At 73.5% G+C, this 25520-nt stretch carries 24 protein-coding genes and 1 tRNA gene; 13 read left to right on the top strand and 12 right to left on the bottom strand.

What is annotated here, in order from left to right; translation table 11 throughout:
* Positions 1-163: 163 nt before the first annotated feature.
* Complete coding sequence (locus GD632_RS13680) at positions 164-1711, bottom strand: glycosyltransferase family 2 protein (RefSeq protein ID WP_152192768.1); 1548 nt, start codon at positions 1709-1711, stop codon at positions 164-166.
* A 73-nt stretch (positions 1712-1784) separates the two neighbouring features.
* Positions 1785-2627 (bottom strand): sigma-70 family RNA polymerase sigma factor, encoded by an 843-nt coding sequence (locus GD632_RS13675; protein ID WP_152192767.1) that lies wholly within the window; start codon positions 2625-2627, stop codon positions 1785-1787.
* 398 nt (positions 2628-3025) lie between these two features.
* On the opposite strand from GD632_RS13675, the gene flgN (GD632_RS13670) reads away from it, so the two are divergent.
* The 5 genes from flgN (GD632_RS13670) to flgN (GD632_RS13650) all read left to right on the top strand — a co-directional run bounded on the left by flgN (GD632_RS13670) (position 3026) and on the right by flgN (GD632_RS13650) (position 6925).
* A complete protein-coding gene (gene flgN / locus GD632_RS13670) occupies positions 3026-3505 on the top strand; it encodes a flagellar export chaperone FlgN (protein ID WP_152192766.1) in 480 nt (159 codons plus the stop codon).
* A gap of 10 nt (positions 3506-3515) precedes the next feature.
* Positions 3516-4937 carry a flagellar hook-associated protein FlgK gene (gene flgK, locus GD632_RS13665; protein WP_152192765.1) on the top strand — a complete coding sequence of 474 codons (1422 nt, stop codon included), beginning with the start codon at positions 3516-3518 and terminating at the stop codon, positions 4935-4937.
* 7 nt (positions 4938-4944) lie between these two features.
* The gene (gene flgL, locus GD632_RS13660; RefSeq protein ID WP_152192764.1) at positions 4945-5895 is read left to right on the top strand and encodes a flagellar hook-associated protein FlgL; all 951 of its coding nucleotides are present in this window, start codon (positions 4945-4947) and stop codon (positions 5893-5895) included.
* Complete coding sequence (locus GD632_RS13655) at positions 5892-6287, top strand: flagellar assembly protein FliW (protein WP_226924877.1); 396 nt, start codon at positions 5892-5894, stop codon at positions 6285-6287. The genes flgL and GD632_RS13655 overlap by 4 nt, the downstream gene beginning before the upstream one ends.
* 131 nt (positions 6288-6418) lie before the next feature.
* Positions 6419-6925 carry a flagellar export chaperone FlgN gene (gene flgN, locus GD632_RS13650; RefSeq protein ID WP_152192763.1) on the top strand — a complete coding sequence of 169 codons (507 nt, stop codon included), beginning with the start codon at positions 6419-6421 and terminating at the stop codon, positions 6923-6925.
* Between the two features lie 5 nt (positions 6926-6930).
* Here the strand turns inward: flgN (GD632_RS13650) and GD632_RS13645 are convergent, their stop codons facing one another.
* On the bottom strand, positions 6931-8358 hold the full coding sequence (locus tag GD632_RS13645; protein ID WP_152192762.1) for an FGGY-family carbohydrate kinase: 1428 nt from the start codon (positions 8356-8358) through the stop codon (positions 6931-6933).
* A gap of 67 nt (positions 8359-8425) precedes the next feature.
* Here GD632_RS13645 and map point away from each other — a divergent pair, with 67 nt between their 5' ends.
* Positions 8426-9199 (top strand): type I methionyl aminopeptidase, encoded by a 774-nt coding sequence (gene map, locus GD632_RS13640; protein WP_152192761.1) that lies wholly within the window; start codon positions 8426-8428, stop codon positions 9197-9199.
* A gap of 6 nt (positions 9200-9205) precedes the next feature.
* On the opposite strand, the gene GD632_RS13635 is transcribed toward map, so the two are convergent.
* From GD632_RS13635 to GD632_RS16280, 5 genes are all read right to left on the bottom strand, one after another.
* Positions 9206-9901, bottom strand: a complete 696-nt coding sequence (locus tag GD632_RS13635; RefSeq protein ID WP_152192760.1) for a ribonuclease H family protein — start codon at positions 9899-9901, stop codon at positions 9206-9208.
* Positions 9902-10120: 219 nt separating this feature from the next.
* Positions 10121-10193 (bottom strand) — tRNA-Thr (locus GD632_RS13630).
* 91 nt (positions 10194-10284) lie between these two features.
* Positions 10285-11055 carry a DsbA family protein gene (locus GD632_RS13625; protein WP_152192759.1) on the bottom strand — a complete coding sequence of 257 codons (771 nt, stop codon included), beginning with the start codon at positions 11053-11055 and terminating at the stop codon, positions 10285-10287.
* Positions 11056-11147: 92 nt separating this feature from the next.
* On the bottom strand, positions 11148-11630 hold the full coding sequence (locus GD632_RS13620) for a hypothetical protein (protein WP_152192758.1): 483 nt from the start codon (positions 11628-11630) through the stop codon (positions 11148-11150).
* 66 nt (positions 11631-11696) lie between these two features.
* Complete coding sequence (locus GD632_RS16280) at positions 11697-13364, bottom strand: serine/threonine-protein kinase (RefSeq protein ID WP_226924876.1); 1668 nt, start codon at positions 13362-13364, stop codon at positions 11697-11699.
* Between the two features lie 106 nt (positions 13365-13470).
* Here GD632_RS16280 and GD632_RS13605 point away from each other — a divergent pair, with 106 nt between their 5' ends.
* The 4 genes from GD632_RS13605 (at position 13471) to GD632_RS13590 (ending at position 18369) form a co-directional block, all read left to right on the top strand.
* A complete protein-coding gene (locus GD632_RS13605; protein WP_152192756.1) occupies positions 13471-14892 on the top strand; it encodes an alpha,alpha-trehalose-phosphate synthase (UDP-forming) in 1422 nt (473 codons plus the stop codon).
* Positions 14889-15746 (top strand): trehalose-phosphatase, encoded by an 858-nt coding sequence (gene otsB / locus GD632_RS13600; protein WP_152192755.1) that lies wholly within the window; start codon positions 14889-14891, stop codon positions 15744-15746. Before GD632_RS13605 ends, otsB begins: the two co-directional genes overlap by 4 nt.
* Positions 15747-15926: 180 nt before the next feature.
* A complete protein-coding gene (locus GD632_RS13595; RefSeq protein ID WP_152192754.1) occupies positions 15927-17054 on the top strand; it encodes an ABC transporter ATP-binding protein in 1128 nt (375 codons plus the stop codon).
* Between the two features lie 76 nt (positions 17055-17130).
* A complete protein-coding gene (locus GD632_RS13590; RefSeq protein ID WP_152192753.1) occupies positions 17131-18369 on the top strand; it encodes a DUF4032 domain-containing protein in 1239 nt (412 codons plus the stop codon).
* Positions 18370-18513: 144 nt separating this feature from the next.
* On the opposite strand, the gene GD632_RS13585 is transcribed toward GD632_RS13590, so the two are convergent.
* The 3 genes from GD632_RS13585 to cysS all read right to left on the bottom strand — a co-directional run bounded on the left by GD632_RS13585 (position 18514) and on the right by cysS (position 21956).
* Positions 18514-19350: a DUF559 domain-containing protein gene (locus tag GD632_RS13585; RefSeq protein ID WP_152192752.1), complete on the bottom strand. Its 837-nt coding sequence runs from the start codon at positions 19348-19350 to the stop codon at positions 18514-18516.
* A gap of 207 nt (positions 19351-19557) precedes the next feature.
* A complete protein-coding gene (rlmB, locus tag GD632_RS13580; protein ID WP_152192751.1) occupies positions 19558-20517 on the bottom strand; it encodes a 23S rRNA (guanosine(2251)-2'-O)-methyltransferase RlmB in 960 nt (319 codons plus the stop codon).
* Entirely contained in the window at positions 20517-21956 is a 1440-nt protein-coding gene (gene cysS, locus GD632_RS13575; protein ID WP_152192750.1) for a cysteine--tRNA ligase, read from the bottom strand. The genes rlmB and cysS overlap by 1 nt, the downstream gene beginning before the upstream one ends.
* Before the next feature lie 72 nt (positions 21957-22028).
* Here cysS and GD632_RS13570 point away from each other — a divergent pair, with 72 nt between their 5' ends.
* From GD632_RS13570 to GD632_RS13560, 3 genes are all read left to right on the top strand, one after another.
* Positions 22029-23390 carry an MFS transporter gene (locus GD632_RS13570; RefSeq protein ID WP_226924875.1) on the top strand — a complete coding sequence of 454 codons (1362 nt, stop codon included), beginning with the start codon at positions 22029-22031 and terminating at the stop codon, positions 23388-23390.
* A gap of 20 nt (positions 23391-23410) precedes the next feature.
* Positions 23411-23887, top strand: coding sequence for a 2-C-methyl-D-erythritol 2,4-cyclodiphosphate synthase (gene ispF, locus GD632_RS13565; protein ID WP_152192748.1), 477 nt, complete (start codon positions 23411-23413; stop codon positions 23885-23887).
* A 141-nt stretch (positions 23888-24028) separates the two neighbouring features.
* A complete protein-coding gene (locus GD632_RS13560) occupies positions 24029-24802 on the top strand; it encodes an RDD family protein (protein ID WP_193311487.1) in 774 nt (257 codons plus the stop codon).
* Here GD632_RS13560 and ispD read toward each other — a convergent pair.
* The gene (gene ispD / locus GD632_RS13555) at positions 24789-25517 is read right to left on the bottom strand and encodes a 2-C-methyl-D-erythritol 4-phosphate cytidylyltransferase (RefSeq protein WP_152192746.1); all 729 of its coding nucleotides are present in this window, start codon (positions 25515-25517) and stop codon (positions 24789-24791) included. The two genes, GD632_RS13560 and ispD, sit on opposite strands and share 14 nt — an antisense overlap.
* Positions 25518-25520 lie beyond the last annotated feature (3 nt).

Raw genomic sequence — 25520 nt, 5'->3', positions numbered from 1 at the left:
TGCGGTAGGCGTTCATCGCCGACACGTTGTTCTGCACGGACATAGCCATGGTGGTGTTCCTCTTCTTCCTGAAGATCAGTGGACCGACCGCCCATCCATGGGCAGTCGTGAGATCTCATCGACCGCCGGACGGCGGTGATGAGGGTTTACGAGCAGCGACTCCTCAGGCGTGCTGGACGAGGCCGGGAGCGAGCACGTCGAGGTGCGCACCGAGCTCCGCCTCGTCTTCCGGGCGGACCTCGGCGAGAGCCGCCTCCAGCGCCGGCAGTGCACGCTCATCTGCGTAGGCGAAGAGAGCCAGCGCTGCCGCACGCGCCCGCTGCGGCGCCGGCACCGCCTGGTCGTGCGCGAGCGCGACGAGCGGACATCTCGCGTCCAGGCCGACGGAACGCAACCGCGCCGACCATGCGGCCGCCTCCTCCAGACCGGCGAGGTCGTGCGGGAACGTCAGTTCCAGCGCGCATGACAGCGGGGTGAGGTCGCCCGGCCGGACCTCGGCCATGATCCCGAGCATCCGCCGTGCCGCCGGCACCTGCTGGGCCTGCCTGCACAGGACGGCCAGCAGCTGCCAGGCATCCTCGGCGAGGGCCGCAGCGACGCGACGGAAACCGCTCTCGCCCAGCCACGACCACAGCTCGAGCGGTTCACCGGCGAGGACACCCAGCGCCGCTGCACGCTCGGCCACCCGGGTGGCGTCGACGGCCGCACCGGAACGGCACAGGGCCCACACCTCGAAGCGGGCGTAGTCCACGCGGCGCGCCCGTCGGCCCTTGGCGTCCACCATCGTCGTGGGGATGCGTTCCAGCGCATCGAGGACGGCCTCCGGCTGGCCTTCCATCGCCGCGATCTTGACGAGCAGCTCATCGGCCCACACCGGATTCCCGACGACGGACCGCAGGCGCTCGACCCAGGCACGTGCCAGCGCGAAGTCGGACTCATGGGCGGCCATGAGGCACATGGCACGCGAGAGGAGGTCCAGACCGGCGGCGGGCAGTGCACCACCGGCATAGACCTCCTCCGCCAGCGCCAGCCCCTCCGCCACGCGGCCCCCGCCACACAGGGAACGGGCGAGATTCGCACGCTTGACCGCCAGCAGGGCCACCCCGGCGTCCGCCTCAACAGCCGCCGCCAGCTCCCGCTCCGCGAGCTCGAGGTTGCGTCGAAACCGCTCGTTCATCGCCTCGCGCCCCTCCGAGTACCCGGCGTGCCTGATCGAGGCGCCTGGCATCGGGCGCGTCACCAGGCGGACGCCGGGCAGCGGCGTGATCTGCTCGTGAAGGGCGCCCGACCAGTGGGCCTCGCCCCGGCGGAACATGCGGGCGACCGACAGCGGGACGTCCGGAGCGGAGGGAGTGGAGACCTGCGAGGTCAGCGACACGGTGAACAGGCTGGCGCCCGGCCGCGCGAGGTGACGGCGAACGGACCGCGGGTCCCCGGCGAACTGCTCGTCCGCGTCCACGGTGAGGACCCACTGGCTCGTCGCGTGCTCGAGTGCGCGGTTGCGTGCCGCACCGAAGTCGTCGTCCCAGTAGCCCTCGACGACCGTGTCGGCGAGCCGGCGGGCGATCTCGACGGTGCGGTCGGTCGAGCCGGTGTCGTAGACGACGATCTCGTCCGCCCACCGCACCGACTCGAGGCAGCGTGCGAGGTAGTCCTCCTCGTCCTTGACGATGAGGACGGCAGAGATGGTCGGGTCTGGCTGTCGCGCCACGCTGTTCTCCTCGACGGTTGGACGGAGGTCTCCTCCGTCCCATCGACCAGCCGCGCGCGATCCTGAGCCGAACTCAGACCGCTTCGCTGATCACCGGAGGGGTGGCGACCGCGACCACCGTCCGCAGCGCCGTCGCACTGGCCCGCTGGGCCACGGCGACGTAGTACGCCTGGCGGCGCTTCTCCGCGACGCCGGGCTGTGCGGAGGCCACGGGGGCGAGCTCCGGGTCGAGCGCGGTGTTCATCGCGTCGCGGAGCATGCCCAGGGCCTGCGTACGCAGCTGGCTGATGCGGGACTGGGTGACGCCCAGCTCGGCGGCGATCTCGACGACGGGGCGCTCCTCAAAGAAGATCCCCCGGATGACGACGCGCAGGCTCTCGGGGAGCTCACCGACACCGGCGGTGAGGTAGCGGAGGCGCTCGTCGACGACGACGCACTCCTCCGGGTTCGGGGCCTTGTCGCTGATGCTGCCGGTCGCATCGGTGGAGTCCGCGTCGAGGGAGACGACGCGGCGCTGCGCGTCGTCGCGGATGGACCGGAGCTCGTCGACTCCCACGCCCATCGCCTGCGCCAGCTCGTCCGGGCGCGGTGCGCGCCCGAGGTCACCGGTGAGTCGCTCGGTCAGCTCGGCCAGGCGACGGGCGCGCTGGCGGGTGCCGCGGGAGGCCCAGTCCATGCCGCGCAGCTCGTCGAGGATCGCGCCGCGGATACGGGTGGAGGCGTACCGCGCGAACGGGACACCGAGGTCGGCGTTGAAGCCTCGGGCGGCCTGGACGAGCGCCAGGGACCCGGCAGCGGCGAGCTCGTCGCGCTGCACGTGGGTCGGGACCCGTCGAATCATCTCACTCACGTGGTAACCCACGAGCGCAAGATGCTGCTCGATGAGTTCGTCCTGCTCGCGACGCTCCAGCGCCATGGTCCTACCCCCAGGTCGGAACCCGTCGCGAGGCGAGCAGGTCCCTGCAGTTGTGATCGTTGGATGTGGTCGTCGCTGCCGATCTCGTACGAGATTGCCCCGACAGGTGACGACTACCTCGGTCAGCATGGTGGCTGCTCCTCCAAAAGTACAAGATGTTCTGTTTGTGATGTACATCACACGACACGCGGTGAATCGCTCGTGCACCACCGTTTCGACGCACTAGTGGGTCAGAGGTCCCGCAGTCGCAGTGCCGCTACGTCGACCGCGGCCTCCCCCCAAGGAAGGAGGTGGGGCCACAAGGAGGAACTGCGCCCCCATCGCTCACACCTCCCCCGGCGCTGCCGATGAGCAGGACCGTGATGGCGAACGCAACGGCACCGAACGGAGAAGTGACAATGCTCGGCTCCCTCTCCGACCTCCTGTGGCACGAGCGCGACCTGCTCGAGTCGCTGCGCTACCGGCTGGAGGTCGAGCACCTGCTCCTCGCGGCAGGCCGCACCGAGCTGCTCCCCGTGGCTGTCCGCGAGGTCGACGACGTGCTCGCGCTCATCCGGACGGCAGAGCTGGCCCGCGCCGCCGAGGTGGCCGCCGCCGTCGCGGCGCTCGGCCTGGCCGACGGCGCGAGCCTGCTCGACCTCGCCACCGCGGCCCCCGCACCCTGGGACGGGATCCTCATCGAGCACCGTGTCGCTTTCCTCACCCTGACCACCGAGATCGCCACGGTCGCCGAGACCAACCGCGACTTCCTCCTGGCCACCCACCACGCCACGCAGGAGACGCTCATGTCCCTGCACGAGAGCGTCGACGTCTACGACGAGCGCGGTGGCACGTCGCGCGGCATGGCCGACGCCCACCTCGTCGACAAGTCCCTGTGAGAGGTCACTCATGAGCTCCTTCTCCGCGCTGAACGGCGCCTTCACCGCCCTCACGGCCCAGCGCGTCGCCCTCGAGGTGACCGGGCAGAACATCTCCAACGTCAACACGGCCGGCTACACGCGCCAGCGCGCCGGCATGGAGGCCATCTCCGGCTCCACCCGCCCGACCATGTTCGCGACGAACGGTGCCCCCGCCTCCGGGGTCCGGATCACCTCGATCGACCGGCTCGGCGACATCTTCCTCGAGAGCAAGCTCCGCAGCCAGACCGCCTCCACCGCGCGGCTCGGGGCCGTCGCCGCCAGCTGGTCACAGGTCGAGACGACCCTCAAGGAGCCCGGCGAGAACGGCCTCGCAGCCGGGCTCGACACGTTCTTCACCTCGTGGGACGACGTGGCCAACCGGCCCGACGACGACGCCGCCAGGGCCGTGCTCCTCGGCAACGCCACCGCCCTCGCCTCGTCCATCGCCAACGGCTACCGCGCCGCCGCGAACGAGTGGGACAGCACCCGCCAGCAGGTCGACGCGATCGCCGTCGACCTCAACACGGCGGCCGCGGCTGTCGCCGACCTCAACGGCCGGATCCGTGACGCCCAGGTGTCGGGGGACAACGCCAACGGCCTCATCGACCAGCGCGGGGTGCTGCTCGACGGGCTCGCCGCCATGGTCGGCGGTGAGGTGCGCGAGCGTGCCGACGGCAGCGTCGACGTCATGGTCAACGGCAACGCCCTCGTGCGCGGTGACCGCTCCTACGCCGTCACCGTCCACGGGAGCACGACGCTCGCGGACCTCACCTCCGCGGGGACGGAACCGGCCGAGGGCTGGGGCAGCACGGAGGGACCGGCGCGCCTCGTGTGGGCCGCGACCGGCAGCTCCGCGGCCTCCTCCGGGGGACGCGTCATGGGCCTCCTCGACTCCATCGCCCCCGACGGGCCGGTCACCGGCCTCGCGCGCACCTACAACGAGCTCGCCACCACCGTGGCGGCCGAGGTCAACGCGCTGCACTCCTCCGTGCCCGGCGCCGACGGCGTCTCGCGCGACTTCTTCACCTTCTCCCCGGCCGGCACGCCGCCCGCCCTGTCCCTCGGCGTCGCCGTCACCCGGGACCAGGTGGTCACGGGCACCCCCGGGGAGATCGACGGGACCCTGGCGGCGCGGATCGGCGACCTCGGGGGCGCCCGCGACCAGTGGGCGAGCGCCGTCAACGAGATCGGGGTGAGCAGCCGGGCGGCCACCCGCCGGGCACAGGCCGCCGAGACCACCCGGGCCACCGCGGAGTCGCAGCTCCTCTCGCAGACGGCCGTCGACCTGGACGAGGAGAGCGTCAACCTCGTGATGTACCAGCGGGCCTACGAGGCCTCCGCCCGGGTCATCACGACCATCGACCAGATGCTCGACACACTGATCAACCGCACCGGCGTGGTGGGAAGGTAGTCATCCGATGATCGGCCGCGTCACCCAGCAGGGGCTCCAACGAGCGTCCCTCAACCAGCTCCAGTCCAACCTCTCCGAGCTCGCGCGCCTCCAGGAGCGCCTCACCACGGGCAAGGTCATCACCAAGCCCTCCGACGACCCCGCGGGCACCGTCGACGCCATGCGGCTGCGTTCGGACCAGCGGACGACGGCGCAGCAGGGGCGCAACGTCGCCGACGGCGACGCCTGGCTCACCACGGTCGACAGCGCCCTCGGCGACGCCCTCAGCCAGCTGCGCCGCGCCCGCGACCTCACCGTCCAGGGCGCGAACACCGGGGCCCAGGGTGCCGCGTCCCGCAGCGCCATCGCCGGTGAGCTGCGCGCCACCGCGGACAGCCTCATCGAGGTCGCGAACACGACGTACCTCAACCGCTCCGTCTTCGCCGGCACCTCCACCGAGGCGGCGTACTCGGTGACCGACGCGGGGACGGTCACCTACAGCGGCCGACCGGGCGCGGAGGTGCTGCGCCAGGTGTCCGACACGACCAAGGTGCGGGTCGACTCCCCCGGCTCGGAGGTCTTCGGGGTCGATGTCGTCGACGCCGACGGCGAGCTGGTCCGCGACGCCGCCACCGGCGAGCCGGTCGGCATGTCCGTCTTCACCCTCCTCCGAGAGGTCGCGGCGAAGGTCGAGGCAGGGGATCCGGACGTCGGCCGGTTCCTCTCCGCCATCGACTCCCGGATGAACGCCTTCCTCGGCGAGGTCGGCAGCGTGGGCACCCGGCACAAGCAGGTGCTCCAGGCGAAGGACGCCCTCGAGACGCGCGAGGTCGCGCTGACCAACCAGCTGTCCTCCGTCGAGGACGCGGACCTCGCCAAGACGATCGTCGACCTCCAGCTCCAGGAGGTCGGCTACCAGGCGGCACTGGGGGCGACCTCCCGCGTGCTGCAGCCCAGCCTGTTGGACTTCCTGCGATGAGCGAGAACACCGTGACCATGACCGTCCAGACCGACGCCGCCCTCCACTTCGTCACCCCGCCGCCGGGGCTGAGCCCGCTCACCGAGTTCACGCTCAGTGCCGTCACCGAGGAGCTGTACGCGCTGCGGGCGGTCGACGCCGACGGCGTCCGTCTCTTCCTCGTCGACCCGCGCCCCTACTTCCCCGGGTACGCCCCCCGCGTGTCCGACGCGGTGCTCGCGGAGCTCGGGACGACGGACCCCGCCGTCCTCGTCGTCGTGCGCCCCGGGGAGGGGGACGCCCCCACGGCCAACCTCCTCGCTCCGGTGCTCGTCGACCTGGAGACCGGGGCCGCGGTGCAGACGATCCTCGAGAACAGCGACCAGCCGCTGCGCGCACCGCTCCCCCGCTGACTCGACCGGCGCTGTCCGAAAGGACGGCGTCGGTGGCGGCGGCTACCCTCGAGAACCACCGGCAGACCCCGCCTCCATGGGCCGTCCCCCTCCGCACGGGCGTGCCCACAACGAATCAGAAGGGCGTGACAATGCGCGCGCTTTCCGACTTCCTCTGGCACGAGCGCGACGTGCTCGAGACCGTGCTGCACAGGCTGGAGACCGAGCAGGCCCTGCTGGAGACCGGCCGCACCAGGCGGCTGCCCCGGGCCGCCCGGGAGGTCGACACGGCGCTCGAGCAGCTGTCGACCGCCGAGCTGGCGCGCGCCGCGGAGGCCGCCGCCGCCACCCAGGTGCTCGGCCTGCCCGCCACGGCCTCGCTGCTCACCATCGCCGGCACCGCTCCCGTCCCGTGGGGTGACATCTTCCTCGACCACCGTGCCGCCATGCGCGAGCTCCTCGACCAGATCGTCGTCCTCGACGACGGCAGACGCGCCACGATCACGGCGGTCGGCGGGGTGGACATGGGCACGATGGCCCAGGCCGACGCCGAGCTCACCGACGCGGTCATCGAGCTCGAGCTCGACCGTCTCTCTCGCACCGCCGCCGACAACCGTGGCGTGCCGCTGCGGCAGGGGCTGCTCAAGTTCCTCGCCTGAGCCGCTCAGCCACGGTCCAGGGCGGCGGTGACGAACCGGTCGTACAGGGCGTCGTAGACCGGCTCGGGTCCTACGCCGACCGGCTCAGAGGGGAGGACGAGCGCGGCGGCGAGCCCGGAGCGGTGTGCGGCGAGCACGGCCGCACCGACGGCCACGGCCTCCCGCTCCCCCACCACCCGGAGCGGCGCCGGGCCGGCGGCCGCCTTGGCGCGCAGCCACGCGGAACCACCCGCCGTCGCCGAGCCGAGCACGTGCACCTCCCCCGCGCCCGGGTCGGCGCCGGCCAGCTCGGCCTGCGCGGTGAGCATCCACCGGGCGTGGAGCGCCAGGCCGTCGAGGACCGCGGCGGTGCGGTCGACGTCGTCGCGCCTTGGTCCGTCACCCACGACGACGGCGCGCGCACGCGGGTCCGGGGACGGCGCCTGGCGGCCGCGCAGGTAGGGCAGGAGCAGCGGCGAGCCAGCACCGCGAGGGCGGGAGGCGGCGTCGTGCAGGAGCGGTGCGAGCGCGGGGAAACCGCCGACCTGCTCGGCCCACCAGGCGAGGGCGGCGCCCGCGGTGCCCGAGCCGGCGACGAGCGCCTCGTGCCGTCCCTCGACCGTCCGCACGAGGCTCATCCCGGCCGCGGCCACCGCCGCCGGGTCGGGTCGCTCGGGGAGCACCCGGACGACGGACTCGGCCGTCCCCACGGAGTCGGCGACGCCCCCCGGCGCCCGCACCCCGGCCGCCCAGGCGCCGACGGGGTGGTCGTGCCCGGCGACGACGACGGGCGTCCCCGCCCGCAGCCCCCAGACACCACCTACCCGCACGCGCCCCGCCACCTCACCGGGCGCGGCGACGTCGGGCAGCTGAGCGGGGCGCAGCCCGACGGCAGCGAGGAGCTCCGCGTCGAAGCCCTGCGGCACCGGGGCCCCGGGGGCGGGGAGCCGGTAGGCCATGGTGCGGCCCGCGAGCGTGTGGTCGGTGACGAGCCGGCCGGTCAGGGCGAGGGTGACGAGGTCTGCCGCACCGGCCCAGCGCGCCATCACCGTCCAACGGTCAGGCTCCTCCGCGCGCAGGTGGGCCCACGTCGCGAGCGGCGCCTTGCCGCTGGGCCGCACCCCGGTGGCGGCGAAGAGGGCGCCGGCGCCGAGGGCGGCGGCGAGGTCGTCCGCGTGGTCCTGCGCCCGTGAGGGGTCCCAGCGGACGAGGTCACCGACGGGGACGCCGTCGCCGTCGAGGGGTACGCCTGTCTCGGCCATGGAGGCGACGCCGACGGCCGCGACGTCGGTGCCCACCCCCGCGACGAGTCTCGCGACGGTCCGCTGGAGCGCGACACCGCCCGCCGGGGTGGGCGCGGACGCCTGGGCGACGACGGTGGCGTGCCCACCGTGGAGGTCGACGACGACGGCCTTGACGTTCGTCGTCCCGATGTCCAGCCCCAGACTGCGCATGGCCCCATCCTGCCCGTCCCACGCTGCCGCCCCGCCCCTTGCCGGCGCAGGTCGTTACGCTGAGGCGGTGATCGAGCTCAAGACCCCCTCCGAGGTCGAGGCCATGCGCCCGGCCGGCCGTTTCGTCGCCTCGGTGCTCGAGGAGCTGCGCCGTCACGCGGACGTCGGCGTCAACCTCCTCGACCTCGACGCGCTGGCGCACGAGATGATCCGCACGGCGGGCGCGGAGTCCTGCTACATCGACTACCACCCCTCGTTCGGGGCGCGGCCCTTCGGGCACGTGCTGTGCACCTCGGTCAACGACGCCGTCCTGCACGGGCTGCCCCACGACTACCGGCTGCGCGACGGGGACCTCCTGTCGGTCGACTTCGCCGCGAGCGTCGACGGCTGGGTGGCCGACTCGGCGCTGAGCGTCGTGGTCGGCACGCCGCGGCCCGAGGACCTGCGGATCATCGAGGCGACGCAGGTGGCCCTCGAGGCCGGCATCGTGGCCGCCGTCGTCGACAACAAGGTCGGGGACATCTCCGCGGCCATCGGCGCGGTCGCCGCGGACTACGGCTACCGCGTCAACGTCCAGTTCGGCGGCCACGGCGTGGGCCGGACGATGCACGGGGAGCCGCACATCGCCAACGACGGTCGGGCCGGGCGCGGCCTGCGGCTGCGCCCGGGGCTCGTCGTGGCGATCGAGCCGTGGTTCATGGCCGGCACCGACGAGCTGCGCACCGACCCCGACGGCTGGACCCTGCGCAGCACCGACGGCTCCCGCGGTGCGCACAGCGAGCACACCATCGCCGTCACCCCCGGTGGCCCGCTCGTCCTCACCGCCCGCAGCGAGGCCTGAGCCGGCTCAGACCGCCGCGCGGGCCGCGGCGTTGGCGAGCTGGTCGACGATCTCGTTGTAGGTGTCGCCGGCGTGGCCCTTGACCCACTCGAGCTCGGTGCGGCCGGCGCGGGCGTCGAGGAGCGCGAGGATCGTCTGGACGATCTCGAGGTTCTCGGGCACCTTGCCGTCGGCCTTCTTCCACCCGCGGCGCTGCCAGCCGCGCCCCCAGGTCGTGGCGATGTTGATGACGTACTGGGAGTCGGCGCGCACGAGGAGGTCACCGTCGGGGCCGGCGTCCTCGAGGGCGTAGCGCAGGGCGAGCAGCTCGCCGATGTTGTTCGTCCCGTGACTCAGACCGCCGGCGCCGGTCTCCCCGGTGCGCTGGTTCACCCACGCCCACCCCGTGGGGCCGGGGTTGCGGATCGCCGAGCCGTCGGTCGCGTAGACGTGGTCGAAGGCGGAGGAGTCCTTCGTCGCGGGCGGGGCGGTCGGCGCCGTCTCCGTCGGGCCGCCGAGGAGGGCGAGGACCTCCGCGGTGGACCAGACGTAGAACTCCGTGCCATCCCGCATGGTCGTCTTCTTCGCCAGGCCCTGGGCGACGGCGGTCTCCGTCGCCGTCGAACCGGACTTGAGCCCGAGCTCGGTGAGCCTCGCCCCCACCTGCCGGGCGTCGAGCCCGACCTGCTTGCCCAGCTGCGTCTGTGTCGACCATGCGGCCACGGATGAGTCCCTTCGGTTGGCGGCCCCCTATCCTCCCTCACCCGTGAGGAGCTGGATGTCGAAGACCGGCGCGGTCACCTCGTCGAGGTCCGGAGTGGTGGGAAGACGGCGGGGGCGCGGCGCGGCGGCTGCCCACGGTGGTCGCGACGACCCGAAGGGTTCCCTCTGGCATCGGCGCAGCGGCGCGACCATCCACGGAAAGGGGAGCCGTGCTCTCGGAGCCGCCTGTCGGAATCGAACCGACGACCGTCCGCTTACAAGGCGGGTGCTCTACCAGCTGAGCTAAGGCGGCACGGGCTGGACACCGTCGAGGACGGAGACCTGCCCACCGGGGCGGGGCCGCGTCGGCCCCGCCCCGAGAAGTCTGCCAGACGTGGCCCGGGTCAGGCTCCGGCGTCGGTGACGGCCTGGGCGAGCGCGCCCGGCTGCTGCCAGCCGGTGAAGGGCTCACCGTCGATGAGGACGGTGGGCGTGCCACCGATCTCGTCGCGGCGCGCCTGCTCGGTGGCGCCCTGGACCCAGTCGCTGTAGCGGACGTCGTCGAAGGTCTCGATGACGTCCTCCGGGACGCCCACCTCGCGGGCGGCGTCGGCGATCTGCTCGTTGCTCAGCGGGGTGGCGCCCCCCTCGCCCTGCGCGGAGAAGAGCTGGGCGTTGAACTCCCCGAACTGCTCGGGGGACTGGGTGGCGACCTCGGCGAGGGCGCTGGCACCGCGGACGTTGAAGTCGGAGCCGCTGATGTAGGCGATCGGGTGGTAGTTCACCGTGGCCTCGCCGTTCGCGGCCAGCTCCTCGAGGACCCCAGCGTTGACGTCCTCGAACGTCCAGCAGTGGGTGCACAGGTAGTCGAGGTAGACGTCGACGACGGGCGCGCCCTCGCTCACCGAGCCGACGCCGTCGGCACCGAGCTGGATCGCGCCGCTCTCGATGGCGCCGGCGGGCTGGGAGTCGACGCCCTCGAGCGGGTCGGCGTTCCGGGAGTTGATGATGGCGAAGAGCGCGGCGGCGACGATCGCGATGAAGACGACGACGCCGGCGATGACGAGGACGCGGTTGCGCTTCTCGCGGCGCTGCTGGGCCTCGCGCAGCTTGCGTGCCTGCTCGCGCGCGGCGTCGCGGCGCTCCTGCTGCTTGTTCACCTTGGCGTTGGACATGGGATCTCCTGGTCTGGGTGGGCGCCGTGCGCCCGTGGGTGTGGCGGTCCGCCGTGCGGCCGGCGCGCTCGTCCCGCGGCGGGAGGGGGAGCTCAGGCCGGCAGCGCGGCCGGCGGTCCGCGCAGCAGCGGGACGGCCGCGGGCGTGCGCCACGCGGGCACCGTGAGGGTCCCGACGGCGGTGGCCGGGCGGGCGGGCACGACGATCGGCCGGGGGGCCGGTTGCCGGTGCCACGGGGTCAGGCGGGCGAGCCGCGCCAGCGAGCGCCGCACGACCGTGCCCACTCCCCAGCTGCCGGCGAGCACGCCGGCGTGGAGGAGCAGCATCGGCGCGGTGAGGAGGACGACGGCGGCGAGCACCTGCTCGCTCTCGCCGCCCAGCGCGACGCCCGTCGTCGGGCACTCCGCGGCGGGGCGCAGGAGGGCGAGGTTGAGCCCAACGTGCGCGATCCCCCCGGGCACGCTCACGCACCGGGTGACGTGCACCGTGCCGCTGAGCACCGCCGCGAGGGCGGGCAGCAGCGCGGCCACGGCCAGGAACAGGCCGGGGCGCGCGAGCGGGCGAGGACGGGGCACCGGGTCAGCGTACGTGCCGCGACTGCCCCGTGGCGATGATCGCGGGCACGATCTCGGCGACCGACCTCACGCCGGCGCGGGCAGCGGGGACCACACCGGCTCCGGCGCGCTCCCGGCGAGGAGGACGACGCCCAGCACCACGGCCGTCGCGAGCGCCAGCACGACGCCGGCCCGCACCACCGGCGCGGGCAGCCCGCCGAGCGCCGCACGCGCACCCTCGCGCGCGGACGCCGACGGCGGCGCCACCCACGCGAGCACGAGCCCGGCCGCGGCGGCCCCCCACGTCAGGGCGGGGGTGGCGGCGTCGCTGGCGACACCGACACCGTAGGTCGCCCACCACCCGCCGCCCGCGACGGCGACGGCGAGCAGCAGTCCCGGGAGCGCCGCACCGGCAGCCCACAGCAGGTGGGCGGGTGCACCGAGCCAGGCGCGCGCCGCGTCGGACCGTCGGGGGCCGCGTCGCAGCCGCACCGCCCGCAGCCGCCGGGTCCCCCGCCCGACCGCCCCGAGGACGACGAGGAGCAGCGCCACCCCGACCAGCCACGGCCCCGGCGCGACGAGGGCGAGCGCGCTGAGCCCGAGGCCGAGCGCGGCGACGGCGCCCGTCCGGCGGCGCGGTGCCCGGGTCCACTCCGGGGGCTCGAGGGGCATCGCTGCGCCCCATCCCGGCGGGGGCACCGCCGCCGGGGGCGCCTGCTGGACGGGCGCCGGGTGCCACGGCTCGGGCTGCCAGGGCTGCTGCGGCGTTCCCTGCCAGGGCTGCGGCTCGGCGGGCTGCCACGCCGGCTCCGCCTCCGCCCGCCAGGGCTGCGACACCCCCTGCGGGGAGGGCTCGTCGAGGACCGGCGGGAGCACCCGGGTCTCGGGGGTCGGGGGGCGCGGGGAGGGCAGCACGGAGGTCCGGGGGACGGAGGAGGGCTCCGGCGGGGCGAGCAGGGCGGTGAGTGCGGGACGGTCCCAGTCGCCGTCGAGCGCGGCGAGCAGGTCCTCGGGCGGGAGGCGGTGCGCCGGATCGGGGTCCAGCGCCGCGCCGAGCGCCGCCGCGACGTCCGAGGGCAGCCCCGCGGTGTCGACGAGGCCGGTGCTCACCCGGCCGAGGACGGCCTGGATCGTCCCGCGGCCGAAGGGCGGGCGGCCGGTGGCCGCGAAGGTGAGGACGGCGGCCCAGGCCCACCAGTCGCCGTCGGGCCCGGGGTCGGCGCCGGCGAGCACCTCCGGGTCGAGGTAGCCCGGCGTCCCGGTCACCATGCCGGTCTGGGTGAGGCGGACGTCGTCGGCCACCTGCGCGATGCCGAAGTCGATGATGACGGGTCCGTCGGCGGCGAGCATGACGTTGCCGGGCTTGAGGTCACGGTGGGTGACACCGGCGGCGTGGATGGAGCGCAGCCCCGCCGCGAGCCCGTGGGCGAGCCCGTCGAGCTCCTCGGCGTCGAGCGGGCCGTGCTCGCGGACGTCGTCCTCGAGGGTGGGCCCGTCGACGAGCTCAGTGACGACGAAGGCGGTGGCGCCGTCGACCTCGGCATCCAGCACCCGGGCCACACCCCGACCGCGGACGCGGTGGAGGAGCTCCACCTCCCGGCGCAGGCGCTCCCGGGCGGCGGGGTCGGCCGCGATGGACTCGTGGAGGACCTTGACGGCCACCCGGTTCCCGTCGGCGTCCAGCGCCTCGTGCACCGTGCCCATCCCGCCGGCACCGATGCGCCGCACGAGGTGGTAGCCCTCGATCCCCTGCATGACGACAACTTACCCAGCCGGCCGGGCGGCGCAGCCGTCCCCATGCCGCTGCGTGCGGCCCCAGGTAGCCTCGGCAAAAGGAAGACCAAGGAGGACTGACTACCTGATGACTGCCGGTGAGCACTCGATCGTCGTCGTTGCCAACCGCCTGCCCGTCGACATCTCCCTCGGCCCCGACGGTTCCGTCGACTGGTCCCGCTCCCCCGGCGGCCTTGTCACGGCCCTCGCCCCCGTCATGCGGCAGCACGAGGGCGCGTGGGTCGGCTGGGCGGGCAGCCCCGACCTGTCGCTCGACCCCTTTGATGCGGACGGCATCCGCGTGTGGCCGGTGGCGCTGAGCGAGCAGGAGATCGCCGACTACTACGAGGGCTTCTCCAACGGCACCCTGTGGCCGCTGTACCACGACGTCATCGTCCCGCCGGAGTACCACCGCAAGTGGTGGAACGCCTACGTCGCCGTCAACCGCCGCTTCGCCGCCGCTGCCGCCGAGGCCGTGTCCGAGGGCGGCACCGTGTGGGTGCACGACTACCAGCTCCAGCTCGTCCCGTCGGTGCTGCGGATGCTGCGGCCCGACGTCAAGATCGGCTTCTTCAACCACATCCCCTTCCCGCCGGTCGAGATCTTCAGCCAGCTGCCGTGGCGGCGGCAGGTCGTCGAGGGGCTCCTCGGCGCCGACCTCGTCGGCTTCCAGCGCTCCTCGGACGCCTCGAACTTCATGCGCGCGGTGCGTCGGCTCACGCCGCTCACCACCAAGGGGCGTGCCGTCACCGTCGGTGCGCGGTGGTCGCGCCCCGAGCGCCGCGTGCGCGCCGGGGTCTTCCCGATCTCGATCGACACCGCGTCCTTCGACGAGCTCGCGCAGAGCGAGCCGGTGCAGAAGCGGGCCGTCGAGATCCGCCAGGAGCTCGGGAGCCCCGACGTCCTCCTCCTCGGTGTCGACCGGCTCGACTACACCAAGGGCATCCGGCACCGGCTCAAGGCCTTCGGCGAGCTGCTGGCCGACGGCCGGGTGACACCGCCGGAGACGACGCTCGTCCAGATCGCCAGCCCATCCCGTGAGCGCGTGGACCAGTACCGCCAGCTGCGCGACGAGATCGAGGTGACGGTCGGGCGCATCAACGGCGACTACGGTGTGCTCGGCAAGCCGGCCGTCCACTACATGCACCACTCCTATCCCGCCGAGGAGATGGCGGCCCTCTACCTCGCGGCCGACGTCATGCTCGTCACCTCGCTGCGCGACGGCATGAACCTCGTCGCCAAGGAGTACATCGCGGCCCGGCGCGACCTCGGCGGCGTCCTCGTGCTCAGCGAGTTCACCGGCGCCGCCGACGAGCTCGGGCAGGCGCTGCTCATCAACCCCCACGACATCGACGGCACGAAGACCGCGATCATGCGGGCCATCGGCATGGAGCCGCGCGAGCGCCGACGGCGGATGCGCGCCCTGCGCCGCCGCGTCGTCGAGCACGACGTCCAACGCTGGGCCGAGGACTTCCTCAGCGCCCTGTCCACCGGAAGGAGCGAGGCATGAGCGAGAACCACGACCCGGGCGTCCCCGGCCCCGGGGTCGACGTCCCCCTGTTCGTCCAGCACGTCGAGGAGATCCTCGACCAGGCGCTCCGTGGCCTGGCCGCGCAGCCCTCGGTCCTCGTCGCGCTCGACTTCGACGGCGTGCTCGCGCCCCTCGTCGACGACCCCGCCGAGTCGCGGATCGTCCCGGCCGCCGTCGAGGCGCTCACCCGGCTCGACGCCCTGCCCGGCGTCCACGTCGCCCTCATCTCCGGCCGCGAGGCCACCTCGCTCGTCTCGCTCGCCGAGGTGCCGGTCGGCACGCGGATCGTCGGCAGCCACGGCGCCCAGCGCGGGCACGTGGGCCTCTCGCCCAGCCAGCTGCCCGAGCTCGTCACCGAGCCGCTCGCCCTCACCGACGAGCAGGCCGCCCTGCGTGCCGAGGTGCTGCGCGAGGCCACCGACCTCGCCGGCCGCTACGAGGGTGCCTGGGTCGAGACCAAGCCGGCGTCCGTCGTCGTGCACTCGCGGCAGTGCAGCCCCGACGACGCCGCCGCCCTCACCGCCGCGGTCCTCGCCGGGCCGGGCGCCCGGCCCGGCCTGCGCGTCCAGGAGGGCAAGTCCGTCGTCGAGATGGCCGTCGTCGACACGACGAAGGGCGACGCCGTGGCCGAGCTGCGCGCGGACGTCGCCCCCCACGCGGTGCTCTTCGCCGGTGACGACGTCACCGACGAGGACGCCTTCGCCGTCCTGGAGCCCCAGGACGTCGGGATCAAGGTGGGTGACGGGCCCACCGCGGCCGGCTACCGGGTGGCCGACCCGGACGAGATGGCCGCCGTCCTCCTGCGCCTCCTGGAGCTGCGCGAGACCGTGTGACGCAGCCCACACCGGGACTTCCGGGTGTGCCGCCCGACACCCCCCGTGTGTCACACTGGCCCCAGCCCTGCCGAGGTGGTCGCCGATCCCCGCGGACGGGCCAGTGTCAAGGCAGACACCTTGCACTCTTCACAACGGATCGTCCGGCACGTACCTGCCGGTGAAGGGATGTACACCACCATGGCATCAGTCACGTTCGACAACGCCACCCGCGTCTACCCGGGCACGGAGCGCCCGGCCGTGGACGCGCTCAACCTCGAGGTCGCCGACGGCGAGTTCCTCGTGCTCGTCGGCCCTTCCGGCTGCGGCAAGTCGACCTCGCTGCGCATGCTGGCGGGTCTCGAGGACGTCAACTCCGGCCGGATCCTCATCGGTGACCGCGACGTCACCGACGTCCAGCCCAAGGACCGCGACATCGCGATGGTCTTCCAGAACTACGCGCTGTACCCGCACATGTCGGTGGCCGACAACATGGGCTTCGCGCTGAAGATCGCCGGCAAGCCGAAGGCCGAGATCCGCCAGCGCGTCGAGGAGGCCGCCAAGATCCTCGACCTCAGCGAGTACCTCGACCGCAAGCCCAAGGCCCTGTCCGGTGGTCAGCGTCAGCGCGTGGCCATGGGCCGCGCGATCGTCCGCCAGCCGCAGGTCTTCCTCATGGACGAGCCGCTGTCGAACCTCGACGCCAAGCTGCGGGTGCAGACCCGCACGCAGATCGCCTCGCTGCAGCGCCGTCTGGGCGTCACCACGGTCTACGTCACCCACGACCAGACCGAGGCCCTCACCATGGGCGACCGCATCGCGGTGCTCAAGGACGGCGTCCTCCAGCAGGTCGGCACACCGCGCGACATGTACGACCGTCCCGCGAACGTCTTCGTGGCCGGGTTCATCGGCTCCCCCGCCATGAACCTCGGCACCTTCCACGTCGAGGACGGCGCCGCCGTGCTCGGTGAGGTCCGCGTCCCGCTGGCCCGCGAGACCATCAGCGCCCTCGGCAGCGCCGAGAAGGGCGAGATCGTCGTCGGCTTCCGTCCCGAGTCCCTGGACCGCGTGTCCGCCGGCACCGAGGGCGCCATCCCGGTGACCGTCGACCTCGTCGAGGAGCTCGGCTCGGACGCTTTCGTCTACGGCCGCCTGTCCGGCTCCAAGGAGCTCGCGGAGCACATCTCCTCCGGTGCCGGCGACTCGCAGATCATCGTGCGCATCGACCCGCGCGACGTGCCGATGAAGGGTGACACCATCCACGCGCGTATCCGCCCGGGCGAGCAGCACAACTTCGCCGTGTCCACCGGCGAGCGTCTGCCCGGCTGACCCGCCAGCGCATCGCAGGGGCGGACCCGATACGGTCGGGTTCGCCCCTGCGGCACGTCACGAGGAGTCGGAGCTGATGGCACAGTCCCTGGAGATCACCGCTGCGCGGCTCGACCCTGCCCTCCTCGACCTGCCCTGGGAGGTCGCGCTCGAGGAGTGGCCCGAGTCGGTGCTCGCCGCGCTGCCCCGCGGCATCTCCCGGCACGTCGTGCGTTTCGTGCGGCTCTCCGGGCGGGTCATCGCCGTCAAGGAGATCGGCGAGACCGTGGCGTTCCACGAGTACGAGATGCTCCGCAACCTCAACCGGCTCGACGCACCGTCGGTGCAGCCGCTCGCCGTCATCACCGGCCGCGCCACTCCCCAGGGCGAGCCGCTGGACTCCGTGCTCGTCACCGAGCACCTGCAGTTCTCCTTGCCCTACCGCGCCCTGTTCTCCCAGTACCTGCGCCCGGACACCGCCACCCGCCTCATCGACGCCGCGGCGGTGCTGCTCGTGCGGCTCCACCTGCTCGGCTTCTACTGGGGTGACGTCTCACTGTCGAACACCCTGTTCCGGCGGGACGCCGGGGCCTTCGCCGCGTACCTCGTGGACGCGGAGACCGGGGAGTTCCAGCCCGAGCTGACGGTCGGGCAGCGCGAGTACGACCTCGACATCGCCCGGACGAACATCATCGGCGAGCTCATGGACCTGCAGGCCGGGGAGATCCTCGACGAGGACGTCGACACGATCGAGGTGGGCAACCGGATCCTCGAGCGGTACACCGCCCTGTGGCGCGAGCTCACCGACTCCGAGTCCTTCGACACCGGTGAGCGCTGGCGGGTGGCCGCCCGCATCGACCGCCTCAACGAGCTCGGGTACGACGTCGGGGAGCTGTCGATCACGACCGACGTCGACGGCACCAGCGTGCAGATCCAGCCGAAGGTGGTCGACGCCGGCCACCACCACCGCCGGATGATGCGCCTGACCGGGCTGGACGTGCAGGAGAACCAGGCGCGGCGGATGCTCAACGACCTCGACGCCTACCGCGCGGCCACCGACCGGCAGGGCGAGGACGAGGAGTTCGTCGCGCACGACTGGCTGGCCAAGGTCTTCGAGCCGACCGTGCGCGCGATCCCCCGCGAGCTGCGCGGGAAGCTCGAGCCGGCCGAGATCTTCCACGAGGTCCTCGAGCACCGGTGGTTCATCTCCGAGCAGCAGCAGCGCGACGTCCCGCTGCCCGAGGCCGTGACGTCCTACGTGGACGCCGTCCTGCGCCACCGACCCGACGAGCGCTCTTTCCTCGGCGTCGACGCCCCCCGCCCCGAGGACATCTAGCCCCGCGGGCATGTCGCCTGGCCCCTGTCGCTGTCCTGCGCACAAGTCCGCGACACCGGCCCGACAGGCCGGGACACCCGACGACCAGCGCCGGCTTCCGCAGACTTGTGCGCAGATCGGCGCCGCCGACCGGCCCGGGTGCCCTCAGGACCGGCCGAGCAGGTTCAGGACGGGGGCGACGACGGCTCGCGGGTCGTCGGTGATCTCCTCCCAGGTGAAGCGCAGGACGAGATACCCCAGCTGCACGAGCAGCCGGTCCCGGCGCCGGTCCTCCCGGTACTCGTGCCGGCCGGAGTGGTAGGCGAAGCCGTCGCACTCGACGACGATGCGCCCCTCGACCACGAGGTCCACCTCACCCACCCCGTCGATCTCGACGCCGGCAGCCACCTCCAGGCCGGCGTCCTCGAGCGCCAGGCGTGCGCAGGTCTCGATCGCTGACCGACTGCGCGGACTGCAGCGCTCCAGCGTCGCGAGGGCGGCCGGGCTGCCCGGTCCCAGGAGAGCGCCGCGGATCTGCTCCGGCGACACCAGCCGCCTGCGCAGCGCCGCGTCGACGACGACTGCCGCCTCCTCCGCGGGCCGGCACCGGAGCACACGCGCGAACGCCTCCGCCAGCGGTGCGAGCGGGATGCCGACGGGCGAGGGCGCGACCCACCGACTCTCTCCGTGGACCCGCATGGCCATGTCCACCTGCCGTCGGCCGCGCCGTTGCGGCAGGGCGATGTGCGGCCGGTCGGGCGGGACGAGGAGGGGCAGGCCGAAGACGTCGGCGAGGCTCACGCAGGTGATCGCCCCGCCCATCCTGCGGGCGACGACGACCGCCTCCTCCGCCTCGGGCAGCGCCAGCCAGCCCGCGCCCAGGTCCCGGACGTCCCCCGCGGCGACCGCCGCTGTGACCGCCCGGCGGTCCGCCCTCGTTCGAGCGATCTGGCGGCGCGTGCCCACCCCGCCGTAGGTGCGGAGGCTGTTCTCGACGTCCACCGGGCGAGCGTGCCCGCTCCCGGTCACCGGGTGCCGAGGCAGGCACGCGGCCTGTGGACGGGGCCGCGCCGGGGACCCCTCGTGGAGCCCTCTACCCCCCGTGGTGTCGCTGGTCCGCGCGCAAGTCCCCGCGAGGAGCCCGTCCGCGGCAGATGTCCCGGCGTGTCGGGCGCGCGCCGCGGACCTGTGCGCGAGATCGGTGCAGGCTCAGCGGGTGGCGCGGATGCGGGCGATCTCGTAGAGGCTGATGCCCGTGGCCACGGCGGCGTTGAGGGACTCCATGCTCGAGGAGATCTCGATGCCGGCGATCGCGTCGCAGGTCTCGCGCACGAGCCGGGACAGGCCGTTGCCCTCCGAGCCGACGACGACGACGAGCGGCTCGGTGGCGAGCTCGAGCTCGGCCACCGTCGTGGGCGCCTCACCGTCGAGCCCGACGACGAAGCACCCGGCCTTCTTGTAGTCCTGCAGCGCCCGCACGAGGTTCGTCGCCCGGGCCACCGGCACGCGGGCGGCGGCCCCGGCCGAGACCCGCCACACCGTCGCGGTGACGCCGGCCGAGCGGCGCTCGGGGACGAGCACGCCGTCCACCCCGAAGGCCCCGGCGGAGCGGAGCACCGCCCCGAGGTTGTGCGGGTCGGTGACGCCGTCGAGGGCGACGATGAGCGGCGCCCTGCCCGCGGCGCGGTCGAGGAGGTCGGCCGGGTCGGCGTACTCGTAGGGCGGCACCTGGATGGCGATGCCCTGGTGGTTGCCACCGTCGGTCAGCTTGTCGAGGTCGCTCTTGCTCGCCTCAAGGAGCGGGGTGTTGCGGGCCGTGACGGTGCGCAGCACCTCGCCGAGGCGCTCGTCGGAGTCGACGCGAGCCGCGAGGTAGACGTGGTCGATCGGGATGCCGGCCCGCACCGCCTCGAGGACCGCGTTGCGCCCGGCGACGAGCTCGCGCCCGTTGCTCGGGCGCGCCGCCTGCTTGCGCGCCGGGGCACGGCCCTCCCGCTTCTCGGCGGCGGCCTTGCGCGCCGCCGCCGGGTGGTAGGGCCGCTCGGAGGCCTTGGGCGTGGGCCCCCGCCCCTCGAGGGCGCGGCGGCCCTTGCCCCCGCTGCCGACCGTCGCCCCCTTCTTCGACCCAGCCTTGCGTACCGCGCCGCGGCGCTTGGAGTTCCCGGCCATCAGCGGCCTCCTCTCGTCCCCAGCTGCCATCTGGCACCGTCGGGTGAATCTTCGATGATGATGCCCGCCGCCTGGAGCTGGTCCCGCAGCGCGTCGGCGCGTGCCCAGTCCTTGGTACGGCGGGCGTCCGCGCGCTCGGCGAGCACGACGGGCACGAGCACGTCCAGCGCCTCGCGAGCGGCGTCGTCGGAACCGTGGGCGGTGGCCCACGGCGCGCCGAGCGGGTCGAGCCCGAGGACGTCGAGCATCGAGCGCACCTGGAGCTGGGCCTGCCACACGACGCTGTCCTCGCCCGCGGCCAGGGCGTTGTTGCCCGTGCGCACCTGCTCGTGCACGGCGGCGAGCGCCGCGGAGACGTTGAGGTCGTCGTCCATCGCGGCGACGAAGGCGGGCGGGAGCGCCGAGACCGGCCGGCCCGCCACCTCCTCGGCGGGGACCTGGCCCACGCGCTCGACGGCGCGCGTGACGAAGCCGCTGAGCCGCTCCCACGTGCTCGTCGCCTCGGCGAGGGAGTCCTCGGAGAACTCCACCGTCGAGCGGTAGTGGACGGTGCCGAGCGCGAAGCGCAGCACGACCGCGGGGACGCGCTCGAGCACGGCCGAGACGACGAGCGAGTTCCCCAGCGACTTGCTCATCTTCTCCCCGCCCACGGTCACCCAGGCGTTGTGCATCCAGTGCTGGGCGAAGCCGTAGCCGGCGGCGCGGGACTGGGCCACCTCGTTCTCGTGGTGCGGGAAGCGCAGGTCGATGCCACCGCCGTGGATGTCGAAGCTCTCCCCGAGGTAGCGGTGCGCCATGGCCGAGCACTCGAGGTGCCAGCCGGGCCGCCCGCGCCCGTAGGGGGTGTCCCAGGCGGCGGAGGCCGGCTCGCCGTCCTTCGGCGTCTTCCACAGGGCGAAGTCGCGGGCGTCGCGCTTGTCCCCGGCCTCCTCCTCGTCGAGCGTCGACATGTTCTCGAGGAGCTGGCGGGTCAGGCCGCCGTACTCGGGGAACGAGCGGACGTCGAAGTAGACGTTGGCACCCTCGCCCCGGTAGGCGTGCCCGCGCTCGACGAGCCGGTCGATGAGGGCGACCATCTCCGTCACGTGCCCGGTCGCGCGGGGCTCGTAGGTGGGACGGCCGACCCCGACGGCGTCGTAGGCGGAGGTGAACTCCTGCTCGAAGCGGTACGCCCACGTCCACCACGGCACCCCGGCCTCGGCGGACTTGGTGAGGATCTTGTCGTCGATGTCCGTGACGTTGCGGACGAGCGTGACCTCCAGTCCCCGACGGCGCAGCCAACGGGCGAGCACGTCGAAGGCGATCGCCGAGCGCAGGTGGCCCACGTGAGGCGCCCCCTGGACGGTGGCGCCACAGAGGTAGATGCTCACCTGTCCGGGGACGAGGGGCACCAGCTCGCGGTCCGACCGGGTGGCGGAGTCATGAAGTCGCAGGCTCACGTGCCCCAGGCTACCGGCGCGAGGCCAGGACGCCGCCGCCGGAGGTCACCGCGGGGCGCTAACGTCAGCCAGGTGACCACACTGCCCGTGACACCTCGCCCCACGCAGCGCCGCCGGGGCCTCTGGCCTGTCCTCGCCTGGAGCCTGTGGGACTGGGGGTCGGCGGCCTTCAACGCCGTCATCACCACCTTCGTCTTCACCGTGTACATCACCAACGCCGACCTCTTCGGGGAGGGCGCCTCGCAGAAGCTGGGCTGGGCGCTGGCCGGCGCGGGCGCCCTCATCGCGGTGTGCGCCCCGGTGGCGGGTCTGCGCTCGGACCGTTCGGGGCGGCGGACGTTCTGGCTGGCCGTCAACACGATGGTCGTCGTCGTCATCTCGGCGTCGTTGTTCTTCGTCGCACCCGGCCCGAGCAACCTCTGGCTGGGGCTGACGCTCCTGGCAGTCGGCAACATCTTCTTCGAGCTCGCCTCGGTGAACTACTACGCCATGCTCAACGGGATCTCCACGCCGCGGACGATCGGCCGCGTCTCCGGGCTGGGCTGGGGCCTGGGGTACATCGGCGGGATCGTCCTGCTCCTCTTCGTCTACTTCGGCCTCATCAGCCCGGACGTCGGCCTGTTCGGGATCACGTCCGAGAACGGCATGGACGTGCGGGTGGCGATGCTCATCTGCGCCGGCTGGACCCTGGTCTTCTCCCTGCCCGTGATCCTCACGATCCGCGACGACCGCTCCTCCCGGGGGACGCTGCCGCGGCTCGGCGTCATCGGTTCCTACCGCCTGCTGTTCCGCTCCGTGCGGAACGTGTGGCGCCAGGACCACCACACCGTGTTCTTCCTGGGCGCCAGCGCGATCTTCCGCGACGGCCTGGCGGGCGTCTTCACCTTTGGCGGGGTCGTCGCGGCCACCGTCTTCGGCTTCGCGGCCGGGGAGGTCATCGTCTTCGGTGTCGCGGCCAACCTCGTGGCAGGAGTGGCGACGATCGCCTTCGGCGCGCTGGACGACATCCTCGGCCCCAAGCGGGTCATCGTCGGCTCGCTCATCGCGATGATCCTCGCCGGCATCGGCGTCTTCCTCCTCCACGACCACGGCGCCGTCGTCTTCTGGTCCCTCGGCCTGGTCCTGTGCATCTTCGTCGGGCCGGCGCAGTCGGCCTCGCGCACCTTCCTGGCCCGTCTCATCCCCAGGGGCAAGGAGGGCGAGCTCTTCGGCCTGTACGCCACCACCGGCCGCGCCGTGAGCTTCCTCGCGCCGGCGTCCTTCGCGCTGGCGATCACCGTCGGTGCCGCCGTCACCGGCCAGAGCATCGCCGACTCGGAGTACTGGGGCATCCTCGGCATCTGCGCGGTGCTCACCGCCGGGCTGCTCCTCCTGCTGCCCGTGCGCAGCCGGGTCCGCAGCGAGAGCGCCCTGCACGAGCCGCCGCCCGTCTGAGCCTCGCTACCCTGACGACCATGCTGCCGCGCACCGGGATCGGGACCGACGTCCACGCCTTCGCCCCGGAGGGCAGTGACCGCCCGCTCCACGTCGCCTGCCTCGAGTGGCCCGGCGAGGTGGGCCTGGAGGGCCACTCCGACGGCGACGTCGCCGCGCACGCTGCCTGCGACGCTCTCCTGTCCGCGGCCGGCCTCGGGGACCTCGGCTCTCGGTTCGGGACGTCCGACCCCCGCTGGGCGGGGGCGTCCGGCGCGGAGTTCCTCGCTGCCACCGCGGCCCTCGTCCGCGAGGCCGGCTTCGAGATCGGCAACGTCGCCGTCCAGGTCATCGGCAACCGGCCGCGGATCGGCCGCCGCCGGGAGGAGGCCGCTGAGGCGATGTCCCGCGCCGTCGGGGCGCCCGTCAGCCTGTCGGCGACGACGACCGACGGGCTCGGCTTCACCGGCCGCGGCGAGGGGCTGCTGGCCGTCGCCACCGCCCTCGTCGCCCGCTGAGGACGAGCGGGCGGACGAGCAGGACGCTGAGCCGGTCGAGGGTGGCGAGGCAGACGCGGCGCTCAGCGGCGGGGCAACACGACCACCGCAGTGCCGCCGGTCACTAGCATGGGCGGGCACCCTTCCAGCGAAAGGCCTGACATGAGCGAGTCGTCCAACGGGGGTTCCTCCTCCGGCGAGTTCCCCCCGCCGCCGGGCTCCAACCCTCCGCCCCCGCCGCCCGGGCAGGGTGGCCCGTACGGCCAGCAGCCGCCCGCCGGCCAGTCTCCCTACGGCCAGCAGCCTCCGTACGGCCAGCAGCCACCCACCGGCCAGCCCCCGCACGGCCAGGCCCCGTACGGGCAGCAGCCCTACGGGCAGCAGCCGCACGGCCAGGCTCCGTACGGCCAGCAGCCGCCCTACTACGCGCAGCCCGTCTCGGACTTCTCCGTCGCCGGTCAGCCCGCCGACCTCGGCACCCGCGTCATCGCGCGGCTCATCGACAACATCCTCCTCGCCGTCGTCAACGGGATCGTCGGCTGGCTCCTCGGCGGCGAGGCCTTCGCCAACCTCCTCATGACCGGGCAGCTCGACTACGGCACGCTGGTGCTCGTCACCGTCGTCAACACGGCGATCACCCTCGGTTACTTCGTGCTCCTCGAGTCCGCGCGCGGGCAGACCCTCGGGAAGATGCTCGTCAAGGCGAGGACCGTCGGACCCGGTGGAGGCAACCCCACAACGGCCGAGGCGCTCAAGCGGAACCTGTGGACCGCTGTCGGCATCGTCGGCGTCGTCCCGGCGCTCGGGTGGGTGGGGACCCTGCTCTCCTTCGCCGCCGTCATCACCATCCTCGTGACGATCAGCAACAACACCGCCACCCGCCAGGGCTGGCACGACAACTTCGCCGGCGGCACCCGGGTGGTCAAGACCGGCTGAGCAGCCGTTCCGCCAGCTCGAGGTCCGCGGGCGTCGTGATCTTCAGCGCCGCCGCCTCACCGGGCACGAGGTGCACCTCCTCGCCCAGTGACTCCACGAGACCCGCGTCGTCCGAGACGGCGCGGGTCTCGTCGTCGGCGCGCTCGGCACCGAGCCGGTGCGCACGCTCGAGCAGCTCGCGGGAAAAGCCCTGCGGCGTCTGCACCGCCCGCAGGGTGGACCGGTCAGGTGTCTCGACGACGCGCGCCCCGCCCCCGGGCAGGTCGACGACCCGTTTGACGGTGTCGGTCACGGGGACGCCCGGTACGACGGCGTCGTGGCCCGCCTCCAGCGCCGCGACGACGCGACGCACGAGTGCGGGCCCGGCGAGACAGCGGGCGGCGTCGTGCACGAGGACGGCCTCGCAGCCGGGGGCGACGTCGTCGAGCGCGGCGAGGCCGGCGGCGACCGATGCCTGCCGGGTCGCGCCACCGGCGACCACCCGCACGGGGACGTCACTGCCCGGCACCAGCGCGCCGGGGAAGAGGGACGCGACCTCGGCGAGGTGCCCGTCAGGGGCGGTGACGACGACTCCGTCGACCACCCCGGAGGCCGCCAGCCCGCGCGCGGCGTGGACGAGGAGCGGTGTGCCGCCGAGCGGGACGAGGGCCTTGGGCAGGGCGTGCCCGAGGCGGGTGCCCGAGCCGGCAGCCGTGAGGACCGCGGCGCAGCGCACGTG

The sequence above is a fragment of the Georgenia satyanarayanai genome (genome assembly GCF_009193135.1).
In the GTDB taxonomy this organism is placed as follows: Bacteria; Actinomycetota; Actinomycetes; order Actinomycetales; family Actinomycetaceae; genus Oceanitalea; species Oceanitalea satyanarayanai.
The sequence above is the reverse complement of the archived record's forward strand: the minus strand, read 5'-3'. Positions and strand labels throughout refer to the sequence as shown.